The 13,303-nt window shown below is 69.5% G+C and carries 12 protein-coding genes; 6 read left to right on the plus strand and 6 right to left on the minus strand.

The genetic code is table 11. From position 1 onward, the window contains the following. Window position 1 precedes the first annotated feature (1 nt). From ACFXPL_RS10895 to pknB, 5 genes are all read left to right on the plus strand, one after another. Window positions 2-520 (plus strand): FHA domain-containing protein, encoded by a 519-nt coding sequence (locus ACFXPL_RS10895; protein WP_329828253.1) that lies wholly within the window; start codon window positions 2-4, stop codon window positions 518-520. 141 nt (window positions 521-661) lie between these two features. Then, window positions 662-2,188, plus strand: coding sequence for a PP2C family protein-serine/threonine phosphatase (locus ACFXPL_RS10900; protein WP_384915907.1), 1,527 nt, complete (start codon window positions 662-664; stop codon window positions 2,186-2,188). A 23-nt stretch (window positions 2,189-2,211) separates the two neighbouring features. After that, window positions 2,212-3,630, plus strand: a complete 1,419-nt coding sequence (locus ACFXPL_RS10905) for an FtsW/RodA/SpoVE family cell cycle protein (protein ID WP_384915911.1) — start codon at window positions 2,212-2,214, stop codon at window positions 3,628-3,630. Then, on the plus strand, window positions 3,627-5,093 hold the full coding sequence (locus ACFXPL_RS10910) for a penicillin-binding transpeptidase domain-containing protein (protein ID WP_384915914.1): 1,467 nt from the start codon (window positions 3,627-3,629) through the stop codon (window positions 5,091-5,093). Before ACFXPL_RS10905 ends, ACFXPL_RS10910 begins: the two co-directional genes overlap by 4 nt. A gap of 167 nt (window positions 5,094-5,260) precedes the next feature. Further along, entirely contained in the window at window positions 5,261-7,321 is a 2,061-nt protein-coding gene (gene pknB / locus ACFXPL_RS10915; protein ID WP_384915916.1) for a Stk1 family PASTA domain-containing Ser/Thr kinase, read from the plus strand. A 192-nt stretch (window positions 7,322-7,513) separates the two neighbouring features. On the opposite strand, the gene ACFXPL_RS10920 is transcribed toward pknB, so the two are convergent. The 5 genes from ACFXPL_RS10920 to ACFXPL_RS10940 all read right to left on the minus strand — a co-directional run bounded on the left by ACFXPL_RS10920 (window position 7,514) and on the right by ACFXPL_RS10940 (window position 11,607). After that, window positions 7,514-8,344, minus strand: coding sequence for a class E sortase (locus ACFXPL_RS10920; RefSeq protein ID WP_384915919.1), 831 nt, complete (start codon window positions 8,342-8,344; stop codon window positions 7,514-7,516). A gap of 71 nt (window positions 8,345-8,415) precedes the next feature. Continuing rightward, entirely contained in the window at window positions 8,416-9,873 is a 1,458-nt protein-coding gene (locus ACFXPL_RS10925) for a class E sortase (RefSeq protein WP_384915922.1), read from the minus strand. After that, window positions 9,870-10,508: an aminodeoxychorismate/anthranilate synthase component II gene (locus tag ACFXPL_RS10930; RefSeq protein ID WP_384915925.1), complete on the minus strand. Its 639-nt coding sequence runs from the start codon at window positions 10,506-10,508 to the stop codon at window positions 9,870-9,872. Before ACFXPL_RS10930 ends, ACFXPL_RS10925 begins: the two co-directional genes overlap by 4 nt. Continuing rightward, window positions 10,505-10,678: a hypothetical protein gene (locus tag ACFXPL_RS10935; RefSeq protein ID WP_384915928.1), complete on the minus strand. Its 174-nt coding sequence runs from the start codon at window positions 10,676-10,678 to the stop codon at window positions 10,505-10,507. Before ACFXPL_RS10935 ends, ACFXPL_RS10930 begins: the two co-directional genes overlap by 4 nt. A 113-nt stretch (window positions 10,679-10,791) precedes the next feature. Then, entirely contained in the window at window positions 10,792-11,607 is an 816-nt protein-coding gene (locus ACFXPL_RS10940) for a DUF881 domain-containing protein (protein WP_384915931.1), read from the minus strand. 139 nt (window positions 11,608-11,746) lie between these two features. On the opposite strand from ACFXPL_RS10940, the gene crgA reads away from it, so the two are divergent. Next, on the plus strand, window positions 11,747-12,004 hold the full coding sequence (gene crgA / locus ACFXPL_RS10945; protein WP_329828239.1) for a cell division protein CrgA: 258 nt from the start codon (window positions 11,747-11,749) through the stop codon (window positions 12,002-12,004). Between the two features lie 291 nt (window positions 12,005-12,295). On the opposite strand, the gene ACFXPL_RS10950 is transcribed toward crgA, so the two are convergent. Next, the gene (locus ACFXPL_RS10950) at window positions 12,296-13,201 is read right to left on the minus strand and encodes a rhomboid family intramembrane serine protease (protein WP_384915934.1); all 906 of its coding nucleotides are present in this window, start codon (window positions 13,199-13,201) and stop codon (window positions 12,296-12,298) included. Between the last annotated feature and the right edge of the window lie 102 nt (window positions 13,202-13,303).

Raw genomic sequence — 13,303 nt, forward strand, 5'->3', positions numbered from 1 at the left:
AATGTCAGAGCTGACCCTGACGGTCATGCGGCTAGGTTTTCTAGCCGTTCTGTGGCTGTTCGTGATCGTGGCCGTACAGGTCATCCGCAGCGACCTGTTCGGAACACGCGTAACGCAGCGCGGCTCACGCCGCAACGCGGACGCGCGTCCGCAGCAGGCCCGCCAGTCCGCGGCGCCGCCCCAGCAGCGCCAGCAGCAACAGCAGGGAGGCAGGCAGCGCCGGGGAGCGCCCACCAAGCTGGTCGTTTCCGAGGGCAGCCTCACCGGCACCACGGTGGCCCTCCAGGGACAGACGATCACGCTGGGCCGCGCCCACGACTCGACCATCGTGCTGGACGACGACTACGCGTCCAGCAGGCATGCCAGGATCTACCCGGACCGTGACGGTCAATGGATCGTCGAGGACCTCGGGTCCACCAACGGCACGTATCTCGACCGGACCCGGCTCACGACCCCGCAGCCGATCGCACTGGGCGCTCCGATCCGCATCGGAAAGACCGTCATCGAGCTGCGGAAGTAGTACGACAATGAGCGAGCGGAGCGAGCGAGCCACGGCGGTCCCCACAGCGGACCGCAGCAGGCTCCCGACCGGAGGGTGGGCAGTGTGGCTCGAGACCGGCTGGCGCGACAGTCGACCGGCGAGCCGACGGGCGAGGTGCGCATGAGTCTGTCTCTGCGTTTCGCCGCCGGGTCGCACAAAGGAATGATCCGGGAGGGGAACGAGGACTCCGGCTATGCCGGCCCCCGGCTGCTGGCCATCGCCGACGGCATGGGCGGCCAGGCGGCCGGTGAGGTCGCCTCGTCCGAGGTGATCTCCACGCTCGTGCAGCTCGACGACGACGTCCCGGGCTCCGACCTGCTCACCTCGCTCGGTACGGCGGTGCAGCGCGCCAACGACCAGCTCCGCCTCATGGTCGAGGAGGACCCGCAGCTGGAGGGCATGGGCACCACGCTCACCGCCCTCCTGTGGACCGGCCAGCGCCTCGGCCTCGTCCACGTCGGCGACTCCCGCGCGTACCTGCTGCGCGACGGCGTACTGACCCAGATCACCCAGGACCACACGTGGGTGCAGCGGCTGGTCGACGAGGGACGGATCACCGAGGAAGAGGCCACCACCCACCCGCAGCGCTCCCTGCTGATGCGCGCGCTGGGCAGCGGTGACCATGTCGAGCCTGATCTCTCCATCCGTGAAGTCCGCGCCGGCGACCGCTACCTGATCTGCTCCGACGGCCTCTCCGGCGTCGTCTCGCACCAGACGATGGAAGAGACCCTCGCCAGCTACCAGGGCCCTCCGGAGACCATCCAGGCCCTCATCCAGCTCGCCCTGCGCGGCGGCGGACCCGACAACATCACCTGCATCGTCGCCGACGTCCTGGACGTCGAATCCACCGACACCATGGCGGGGATGATCAGCGACACCCCGGTCGTCGTCGGCGCCGTCGCCGAGAACCAGCTCCCGCTGAGCTCCGCGGAGAACGCCGCGGCGATGCAGACCCCGGCCGGCCGCGCCGCCGGTCTCGGCCGCGCCGTACCCCCGCAGGGCGCGGGCGCGTTCGGCCCGCCCGGCAGCGGCGACGACACCGACTACGGGTACGGCGCTGCGGCTCCCGGGGACGGCTTCGGCTCCTACGGCGACGGCTCGGACGACTACGTCAAGGAACGCCCGCGCCGCCGGTGGCTCAAGAGATCGCTCTACTCCGTGCTCGCGCTGGCCGTCGTCGGCGGCGGTCTGTACGGCGGCTACCGCTGGACCCAGACCCAGTACTACGTCGGCGCCAGCGAGCAGCACGTCGCCCTCTACCGGGGCATCAGCCAGGACCTCGCCTGGCTCTCGCTCTCGAAGGTCGAGAAGGACCACCCCGAGATCGAACTCAAGTACCTCCCTGAGTACCAGCGCAAGCAGGTCGAGGACACGATCGCCGAAGGCAGCCTCGCGGGCGGCCAGGAGAAGATCAAGGAACTCGCCACCCAGGCCTCGGCGTGCAAGAAGGAAGAACAGCGCCGTACGGCCGAGAAAGCCGATACAGAGGCCAATGTGGCCACGGGTGAGGGGCAGGCCGGCGGTACGACCGGTACGTCCGCCACCAAGCCCACCACCGTCAACCCGAAAGCCGCGACTCCCACTCCAGGCCCCAGCCTCTCCGATGAGGAGCAGAAAGTGGCCTCGAACTGCGGTAAGCAGCAGTAGGCCGTAGGGGGCCCTTCACCACCATGAGCGTTGTCACCAACACGACCACCATCGGCGCGATCGAAGCACCGAGCCGCCGCAACACCGAGCTCGCCCTGCTCGCCTTCGCCGTAGCCATCCCCGTGTTCGCGTATCTGAACGTGGGGCTGGCCATGGACGGCAAGATTCCCGCGGGGATGCTCGGATACGGGGCCGGCCTCAGCCTGCTCGCGGGCGTCGCGCACCTCGTGGTGCGCAAGTTCGCCCCGTACGCCGATCCGCTGTTCCTGCCGCTGGCTGTGCTGCTCAACGGCCTCGGGCTGGTGCTGATCTGGCGTCTGGACCAGTCGCCCCGGCTGATCCAGCTCGCCAAGATCGTCACCAAGTCCACGTACAACCCGGCGGCCCCCGGCCAGCTCCTCAACTCCGCGATCGGCGTCGCGCTCTTCGTCGCCGTACTGGTCCTGCTCAAGGACCACCGCGTCCTCCAGCGCTACACGTACATCTCGATGGCCGTCGCGCTCTTCCTGCTGATCCTGCCGATGTTCTTCCCCGCGAAGAACGGCGCCAAGATCTGGATCACCCTCCCCGGCCTCGGCTCCCTCCAGCCCGGCGAATTCGCGAAGATCATCATCGCGGTCTTCTTCTCCGGCTACCTGATGGTCAAAAGAGACGCCCTGGCCCTCGCCAGCCGCCGCTTCATGGGCCTCTACCTGCCCCGCGGCCGCGACCTGGGACCGATCCTCGGCATCTGGGGCATCTCGATCCTCATCCTGGTCTTCGAGACCGACCTCGGTACCTCCCTGCTCTTCTTCGGCCTCTTCGTGGTGATGCTGTACGTCGCCACCGAGCGGACGAGCTGGATCGTCTTCGGACTGCTGATGTCGGTCGGCGGAGCCGTCGGCGTCGCCACCTTCGAGTCGCACGTCCAGTCCCGCGTCAACGCCTGGCTCGACCCCTTCGCCTGCTACGAGACCAGCGGCGCCTGCCAGCAGATCGGCGACGCCCTGCTCTCCTTCGGCTCCGGGGGCACCCTCGGCACCGGACTCGGCCAGGGCAACTCCGACCTCATCGGCTTCGCCGCCAACGCCGACTTCATCCTCACCACCGTCGGCGAGGAACTGGGCCTGGCCGGCACCATGGCCGTCCTGATGATCTACGCGCTGATCGTGGAACGCGGCGTACGCACCGCACTCGCCGCCCGTGACCCCTTCGGCAAGCTCCTCGCCATCGGGCTCTCCAGCGCTTTCGCCATCCAGGTCTTCGTCGTCGCCGGCGGCGTCATGGGGCTCATCCCGCTGACCGGTATGACCATGCCGTTCGTCGCGTACGGCGGCTCGTCCGTCCTCGCCAACTGGGCCCTGATCGGCATCCTCATCCGTATCAGCGACACCGCGCGCCGCCCCGCACCGGCCCCCGCCCCGTCCCCCGACGCCGAGATGACCCAGGTGGTCCGACCGTGAACAAGCCCCTGCGCCGTATCGCCATCTTCTGCGGGCTCCTCATGCTCGCCCTGCTGATCCGGGAGAACTGGCTCGGCTTCGTGCGCTCGAACGAGCTCAGCTCCCACGACTTCAACAAGCGTGTGCAGATCGAGCGGTACAGCAACGCACGGGGCAACATCATCGTCGACGGCAAGCCCATAACCGGCTCCGCGAAGACCGACGACACGTACTACACGTACAAGCGCACCTACACCGACGGTCCCATGTGGGCGCCCGTCACCGGCTACGCCTCGCAGGCGTTCGGCGCCACCCAGATCGAGTCCATCGAGGACGGCATCCTCACCGGCAACGACGACCGGCTCTTCTTCGACCGCACGATGTCCATGTTCACCGGCGACGAGAAGAAGGGCGGCAACGTCGTCACGACGCTCAGCGGTGCCGCTCAGAAGGCCGCGTACGAGGGGCTCGGCAAGAAGAAGGGCGCCGTCGCCGCGATCGAACCGGCGACCGGCAAGATCCTCGCGCTGGCCTCCACCCCCAGCTACGACCCGGCCACCTTCGCCGGCCGTACGGAGAAGGACTCCGAGGCCTGGGTCGGCCTCGACAAGAAGAAGGACCCCAACGACCCGATGCTCAACCGGGCGCTGCGCGAGACCTACCCGCCGGGCTCCACCTTCAAGGTGCTGACGGCCGCCGCCGCCCTGGAGAACGGCAAGGTCAGCGACGTCGACGCCCCCACCGAGACCCCGCTCCCCTGGATCATGCCCGGGACCACCAGGCCGCTCCCGAACGAGGGCAACATCCCCTGCGAGAACGCCACCCTGCGGGTCTCGCTGCGCTACTCCTGCAACACCGTCTTCGGCAAGCTGGGCTCGGACCTCGGCAAGGACAAGATGCTGGAGACCGCGAAGAAGTTCGGCTTCAACGAGGAGCAGTTCGTCCCGGTCCGCGCCGCGGCCTCCGTCTTCCCCGAGGACATCAACAGCTCGCAGACGGCGCTCTCCTCCATCGGCCAGTTCGACACCCGCGCCACGCCCCTCCAGATGGCCATGATCGCCGCCGCCGTCGCCAACGACGGCAAGCTGATGAAGCCGTACATGGTCGACCGCCTGGAGTCCCCCAGCGTGGACGTACTGGAGAAGACCGAGCCCGAGGAGCTGAGCCGGCCCCTCTCGCAGGAGAACGCCCAGAAGCTCCAGAGCATCATGGAGACCGTGGTGAACGAGGGCACGGGAACCAACGCGAAGATTCCGAACGTCACAGTGGGCGGGAAGACCGGCACCGCCCAGCACGGCGAGAACAACAGCAAGAACCCGTACGCGTGGTTCATCTCGTACGCCAAGACGGGTGACGGCTCCCCGGTTGCCGTCGCGGTCGTCGTCGCCGACAGCGACGCCAGCCGTGACGACATCTCCGGTGGTGGCCTGGCGGCCCCCATCGCCAAGGACGTGATGAAGGCGGTCATCGACAGTAAGAAGTGACGCCCGTCACGACGCACGTCCATACCCGCACAATGCGATACCGGTCGTATATCAGCTCACCGTTACGGGCCAACCTCATACGGCGTGCCCGGTAGCGTAGGCGCGAGCAGCACACCGCCGGACCACTCGCCGGTGCGGTCGGGACTGACGGAGAGGGCTGGAACGTTATGGAAGAGGCGCGTCGCCTCGGCGGCCGGTACGAACTGGGCTCGGTGCTCGGTCGTGGTGGCATGGCGGAGGTCTACCTCGCCCATGACACCCGGCTCGGCCGTTCCGTAGCCGTCAAGACCCTGCGGGCCGACCTGGCGCGCGACCCGTCCTTCCAGGCACGGTTCCGCAGAGAGGCCCAGTCCGCGGCCTCGCTCAACCACCCGGCGATCGTCGCGGTCTACGACACCGGCGAGGACTACGTCGACGGCGTCTCCCTCCCGTACATCGTGATGGAGCACGTCGACGGCTCCACCCTGCGCGAGCTGCTGCACTCCGGGCGCAGGCTGCTCCCCGAGCGCACGCTGGAGATGACCGTCGGGATCCTCCAGGCGCTGGAGTACTCGCACCGCAACGGGATCGTCCACCGCGACATCAAACCGGCCAACGTCATGCTGACGCGTACCGGCCAGGTCAAGGTCATGGACTTCGGCATCGCCCGCGCCATGGGCGACTCCGGCATGACGATGACGCAGACCTCCGCCGTCATCGGCACCGCCCAGTACCTCTCCCCCGAGCAGGCCAAGGGCGAACAGGTCGACGCGCGCTCCGACCTCTACTCGACCGGCTGCCTGCTCTACGAGCTCCTCACGGTCCGGCCGCCGTTCATCGGCGACTCCCCGGTCGCGGTCGCCTACCAGCACGTACGGGAAGAACCGCAGACGCCCAGCGTCTTCGACCCCGAGATCACGCCCGAGATGGACGCGATCGTCCTCAAGGCCCTCGTCAAGGACCCGGACTACCGCTACCAGTCCGCCGACGAGATGCGCGCCGACATCGAGGCCTGCCTCGACGGCCAGCCCGTCGCCGCCACCGCCGCCATGGGAGCGGTCGGTTACGGCGGTTACGGCGCCGACCAGCCGACCACGGCGATGCGCGCGGGCGACCCGGCCGGCCAGACCTCGATGCTCCCGCCGGTCAACCCGGACGACGGCGGTTTCGGCGGATACGACGACCGTCCCGCGCGCCGCCGCCAGCAGCCGAAGAAGTCCAACACGTCGACCATCCTGCTCGCCGTCGCGGGCGTCCTGGTGCTGGTCGGCGCGATCCTCATCGGCAAATGGATCACCGACGGCAGCGGCGGCGAGACGAGCGGCCAGGTGACGGTCCCGCAACTCGTCGGCAAGACCCTGACCGAAGCCCAGACACTCGCGGAGAACGCCTCCGTGAAGGTCACCCAGTCGGGCGCCGAGCGCTGTGACCAGCCCAAGGGCTCCATCTGCAGCCAGACGCCCGAGAGCGGGCCGATGGACAAGGGCGAGACGATCCAGGTCGTCGTCTCCGAGGGCGCGCCGCAGATCGAGGTCCCGGACGTCACCGACAAGCAGAAGGACAAGGCGACCGTCCAACTGGAGAACAAGGGCTTCAAGGTCGATTACAAGGAGGAGGAGTCCGACCGGGACTCCGGCACCGTCCTCTCCCAGACCCCCGAGGGCAACTCCCAGGCCGAGAAGAACTCCACGGTCACCCTCACGATCGCGACGAACACCCTGATCCCCGTCCCGAACGTGACCACCAACTCCGTGGACACCGCGGAGGCCCAGCTCAAGACGCTCAAGTTCGTGGTCGTACGGAACCCGGTCGACTCCGACCAGCCGGCGGGCACCGTCGTCAAACAGGACCCGGCAGGCGACAGCAAGGCCGCCGAGGGCGCCACCGTCACCCTGGACGTCTCCAAGGGGCCGCAGCAGGAGAAGGTGACCATCCCCGCGGACATCCTCACCGGCAAGCGGCTCGGCGAGGTCAGGGGCACCCTCCAGGGCCAGGGCCTGAACGTCGCGCTCGCGAACGGCTCGTCCGGGGACGACAACGCCATCGTCATCAGCAGCGACCCGCGCCCCGGCCAGGAAGTGAACAAGGGCGACACGGTCACCCTGACCACGTTCGGCGGCCAGAACAACGGCAATGGGAACGGCAACGGAAACGGGAACAACGGTGACAACAACGGCGACGGGAACGGCGGAGGCTTCTTCGGCTTCGGCGGCCGCTCCGACGTCCCCTTCCGCAGCGAGGGCTCGTAGAGCCTGAAGCAAGCCGCCTGAGCCCCGGCCCGCACCGGCCGGCCTCCTGGCTCAGGCTCCAGGATCGGCTCGGCTCAGGCTCAGCCTCGACTCAGGCCCGGCTCAGCGAAACGCCCCGGCACCCACAGTGGGTGCCGGGGCAATTCCCGTGTCCGCCGGCCCTCAGGCCGTCAGCGGGCCGTCAGCCGGCTCTCAGCGCAGCTCCGGCGGGGGCGTGCGCTCCTTGTCGACCTTCTCCGTACGTTCCAGCTCGGCCCAGACGATGTAGCGGTACTCCGACGTGTAGACGGGCGTGCAGGTCGTCAGCGTCAGGTAGCGGCCCGGCTCGGTCTTCCCGGACTCCTTCGGCACCGGCATCAGCACCTCCACGTTGTACTTGGAGGTCTTCGGAAGCTCCTTGTAGACCTTGTAGACATACCAGGTGTCCCGCGTCTCGAAGACGACCGCGTCACCCGTCCTGATCTTGTGGATGTTGTGGAACCTCGCCCCGTGCCCGTCCCGGTGCGCCGCGAGGGTGAAGTTCCCCTGCTTGTCCCAGGGGAGCGCCGACTTGACCGGGTCCGTGTAGTAGCCCGCGACTCCGTCGTTCAGCAGGGACGTGTTCGTCCCCTTCTTCACCAGCACCTCGCCGCTGTCCATCGCCGGGACGTGCAGGAAGCCGATGCCGTCCGCCGCGTCGAAGCTCTTGGGGCCGCCGCCACCGGTCGCCTCACGCGCCCAGTTGTGCCGTACGTCGTCGCTCTGCTCTCCCGCCGCGCGGTCGGCCAGCACATTCGTCCACCACAGCGAGTAGACGACGAAGAGGCCCAGCACCACGCCCGCCGTGATGAGCAGTTCGCCGAAGACGCTGACGGCGGCGGCGATACGGCCCCGTGGGCGGCGGCCCCGGGCGGGCGGCGTCGCCGTACCCGTACCCGTCGCCGACCCCGTCCCCGGAACGGCTGCCGGGGCCGCGTCCGGGCCCGGCCCCGGGGACGACGGCGGTGCGCCGGCCTGTTCTTCGTGCCCGGTACTCGCTGCCACGGCGCCCGTCCCCGTCCCTGTCGTGATTCCGGCCGATCGGTCCTCGTCGGACCCCGCGGGACCCGCCGGCCTCAGCCGACGAGCGCGTCGGGCTTCCCCTTGCTGCGCGGCCGCTCGTCCACCATCTTGCCCCACACGATCATGCGGTAGGTACTGGTGAACTCGGGGGTGCAGGTGGTCAGGGTGATGTAGCGGCCGGGCTTCGTGAACCCGGACCCCGGCGGCACCGGAGTGATCACGCTGACGTTCGACGGCGGGGTCTGCGGCAGGATGCTGGTCATGTCGTACGTGTAGTACGCGTCCTGCGTCTCGACGATGATCTCGTCACCGGGCTGCAGCCGGTTGATGTACCGGAACGGCTCCCCATGGGTGTTGCGGTGCCCGGCCACCGAGAAGTTGCCCTGCTTGTCGGCGGGCATCGCCGTCTTGAGCGAACCCTCCGCGTAGTGACCGACCATGCCGCGGTCCAGGACCTTCGGCTTGCTGATGCCCTCCGCGATCGGCACCACGACGTCCAGCTTCGGAATGTGCATGATCGCGAAGCCCTGACCCGGCTCGAAGGCCCCGGGCTGCCGCCCCGCCGCCCAGCCGCTCTGGATCTTGTCCGCCTCCTTGCCGGCGAACTGGCCGGCCTGGATGTTCGTCCACCAGAGCTGGTACGCGACGAACAGCAGCATCAGCACACCGAAGCTGATGAACACCTCGCCGATCGCCCGGCTCGCGATCACGGCGGGACTCTCCTTGAGGGCGCGCGCCGCACGCCGCGCCTCGATCCGCGAGAGCGGCCGGGAGGACGCCGCCCGCGTGGGGCCCGTGGTCGCGTGCTCGGCCTCGTTCCGGGCGCTCCCCGGGGTGTCCTCGTCCTCGGGCGCCTCGGCGCGTCTACGGCCCTTGCCGGCGCCCTTGGCCGCCGCGGCCCTCCGGCGCTCCGCACGGCCGCCGGTACGGGGCTCGGACGGCGTCGGTCCCGCGACGGCCGGCGGCAGCGGCCCGGGGCCCTGCGCGGGGCCCGGTTCCACCATCGGCATGGGCTGCGTCACGAACTCCGCCGCCGCGGCCGTGGATATGGGCGCCGGTGCGGGAGCGGACGCTGAAGCGGGGGCCGGACCGGGGTGCGGTACCGAACGCGGCTCGGGCACCGCCCGCGCCTGCGGCTCCGCCGCGTACTGCCGGTAGTAGTCCCCGGACCACTCCGGCCCGGCCACGGGCCCCGGCAGGGGGCCAGGAGGAGGCGGTACGGGGCCGGGCGCGGCCGGTTCGTCGCGCTGCGACCCGCGGTGCCGCCCCGGCCGCCGCACCGGCGGGCTGGGCGGCTCCGGTCTCTCCGGCCGACCGGGCTGACCGGGCCGACCCGGCTGCCCGGACTGCCCCGGCAGTGGATCGTTCAGCGGGTCGGCGAGGCCGTCCACCGCCGCCTCGAACGCGCGGGAGTCCCCGTACGCGCCCGGCCGGAACCCGTCCGGTTCGTACCGGTCCTGGCCGTACGCGCCCCCGTGACCGGCGTCGTGTTCGGGGCGCAGTGCGGTCACGCGAGCGCCTTGCCCACCACCGGCGCCAGTCCCGTCGAGCGGCCCACCGCACCCGGATCCCCGCACTGCGCCAGCCAGTTGGCCAGCATCAGGTGGCCGTGTTCGGTGAGCACCGACTCCGGGTGGAACTGCACGCCCTCGACGGGCAGTTCACGGTGGCGTACCCCCATGATGATGCCGTCCTCGGTCCGCGCCGTGACCTCCAGCTCGGCCGGCAGTTCGGCGGGCTCGGCCGCGAGCGAGTGGTAGCGGGTCGCGGTGAACGGCGAGGGCAGCCCGGCGAAGACGCCCTTGCCCTCGTGCGTGACGAGTGACGTCTTGCCGTGCAGCAGCTCGGGGGCCCGGCCGACGACCCCTCCGTACGCCACGGCCATCGACTGCATGCCGAGGCAGACGCCGAAGACGGGCAGGCCGGTCGCGGCGCAGTGGCGCACCATCTCGACGCAGACACCGGCCTGTTCGGGGGTGCCGGGGCCGGGGGAGAGCAGGACGCCGTCGAAGCCGTCGTCGGCGTGCGAGGTGGCCACCTCGTCGTTGCGCAGGACCTCGCACTCGGCGCCGAGCTGGTAGAGGTACTGGACGATGTTGAAGACGAAGCTGTCGTAGTTGTCCACGACGAGGATGCGCGCGCTCATCGGGCCGCCCCCGCTCCGTCGACGGTCACGTCGTTGAACGGCAGCAGCGGCTCCGCCCACGGGAAGACGTACTGGAACAGCACATAGACGACGGCGAGCGCCAGCACGAGCGAGAGCGCCGCCCGTATCAACACGTTGCCCGGCAGATGCCGCCAGATCCAGCCGTACATGCTGTCCCTTCCGTTCGGTACCGCGCCGGGCGGTACCGCACCAGACTAAAGGGCCACGGGGTCGCGTGGGCGGTGCATGAGCGAGCCGCACCCAGGTTCGGACTTGCTCTTCGTCACTCGACGGGGGTCGCGTAGTGCAGGTCCACCGTGCCCGAGTAGCCGGGAAGCGTCTCTTTGCGCAGCTCATCGACTTTCCAGCCGAGGCCGTACGCCTTCACGTACAGCTCGTAGTTCTGGATCGCGGGTGAGTCGTCGAGCGCCTTGCGCAGTGCGGTCCGGTCGCCGACCGCGGTGATCTTGTACGGGGGCGAGTAGACGCGGCCCTGAAGGATCAGGGTGTTCCCCACGCACCGGACGGCGCTGGTGGAGATCAGCCGCTGGTCCATGACGCGGATGCCCTTGGCGCCGCCCTGCCACAGCGCGTTCACCACGGCCTGGAGGTCCTGCTGGTGGATGACGAGGTCGTTGGGCTGCGGCTCGGGGTAGCCGGGGTTGGCGGTGGCGTTGGGCGGGGCGTCGTCGAGGGTGACGGTGAGGCCGGGGCCGGTGACCTTCTGGGTGCCCGCCGAGGCCTCCAGCGCGCGCAGCTCGGCGTTCTCGGCCTCGCTGGTGCCGTGGTCGCGGCTGACGAGCCGGTCGTTCTCCTGCCGTATCGCGGCGGTGGTGTCGCCCAGTTCGGCGTTCTTCCGGTCGCGTTCGTGGATCAGGTCGGAGAGCTTGAGCAGCGAGGTGTCCGTACGGAGGTTGGTGCCCTTGGCCGTGTTGAAGCTGGTGACGAAGATCAGCCCGGCGAGGGCGAAGACGGCGGCCGTGAGAACCCGCGCGGGGCGTGCTCCGAACCGGCGTCCCGGCGTCCGTCCAGGCCCGGGGGCGGGCCCTGAAACCGGCCCTGGGACCGGCCCTGGGGGAGAGTCGGCTGAATTGCTCAACGTACCCTTATCTCCTTAGGCGCCGCGGAAGCACTACGCTAACGGACGCCCGGGGGCGGTGGTTCCCCCTGCTCTCCGCCCCGGGACCCGTTTACAGTCCCCTGCGCGGTCACGCAGCGCATCGACAGGAGAGTCCCTCGTGCCGAAGTCACGTATCCGCAAGAAGGCCGATTTCACGCCGCCCCCGGCGGCGAAGCAGGCGACCGCCATAAGGCTCACCAACCGGAGCTGGGTGGCTCCGGTGATGCTGGCCCTGTTCCTGATCGGGCTGGCGTGGATCGTCGTCTTCTATGTGACCGAGGGCGATCTCCCGGTGAAGAGCTTCGGGAACTGGAACATCGTGGTCGGGTTCGGCTTCATCGCCGCCGGTTTCGGTGTCTCCACCCAGTGGAAGTAGCGGCTCCGACCGCTCCGCGTCAACCTCTCCCCATGCTTGTCCACATCGTTATCCACAGGCGGGGGAAAAGGTCAGAAGATCTGTGGATAACCCCACCGGTCATGGACGCCGGTGTGACCGCCACGGTCCCTCCGATGATGTGATCGCCCCTTGTCTCCGCTGGTCAAACCCATACCGGCGACAAGGGGCACGCATGTTCCCCACAGGATGCACAAGATCCGGCACACTCTGTGGACAACGTGGCCACAGGTCCGCCCGCCCGGTCCGCCCCGCGGGGCGGACCGGGCGGCCTCAGGTGAGCTGCAGCGTCCTGGCCACGACGATCCCGACCGTCACCAGCAGCACCAGCGCGCACGTCCCGTACTGCACCAGTGTCCGGTGCTCCCGGGGCGCGTGGACCATGCCTATGGCGATCGCGACGCCCGCCACCAGGCCGCCGACATGCGCCTCCCAGGCGATGCCGCTCCAGGTGAAGGTGAAGAGCAGGTTCAGCGCCAGCAGGGCGAGCACCGGCCGCATGTCGTAGTTGAGCCGGCGCATCAGTACGGCGGTGGCGCCGAGCAGCCCGAAGATGGCGCCGGACGCGCCCAGCGAGAGCTGGTTGGGCGCGGCGATCAGATACGTGAGGGCGCTGCCGGCCAGTCCGGAGAGCAGGTAGAGCGCCAGAAAGCGGGCGCGGCCGAGCGCGGCTTCCAGCGGACCGCCGAGCCACCACAGGCCCAGCATGTTGAAGGCGATGTGCCACACCTCTTCGTGCAGGAACATCGAGGTGATCAGCCGGTACCACTCGCCGCCCGCGACACCGATGACGTGGCCCGCGTCGTAGGCGCCGCCGATGAGCCCGAGGTCGATGGCGAGCCGGTCATGATCGCCCACGACGAGGACGGCGACGAAGACGGCGACATTGATGCCGAGAAGGATCTTGGTGAGCAGCCGGGGGTCGGCGGCGATCGTGCCGCCCGCGAGGGTACGCGGCTGGTTGGCGGTGGAGCCGTGCCCCGTACCGGATCCCTGCCTGACGCACTCGGGGCACTGGAATCCGACGGAGGCGCTGATCATGCACTCCGGGCAGATGGGCCGTTCGCAGCGCGTGCAGCTTATGCCCGTCTCCCGGCCCGGATGGCGGTAGCAGCTCGGCGGGCCCTGGGTGACGGCGGGCTGGTCCTGGCCTCCGTGGCCTCCTGGCGGGTGGTCCATCGGTCCCCTCGGTCTTCGTGGCGGCGGGCGGTACGCGGCGCGCCGCCCCGCCCGTCCGGTATGTAACCACTACGGACGGGCGGGGCGGGAAGGTTCCCGGCC

The organism is Streptomyces sp. NPDC059092 (genome assembly GCF_042756365.1).
Taxonomy (GTDB): domain Bacteria; phylum Actinomycetota; class Actinomycetes; order Streptomycetales; family Streptomycetaceae; genus Streptomyces.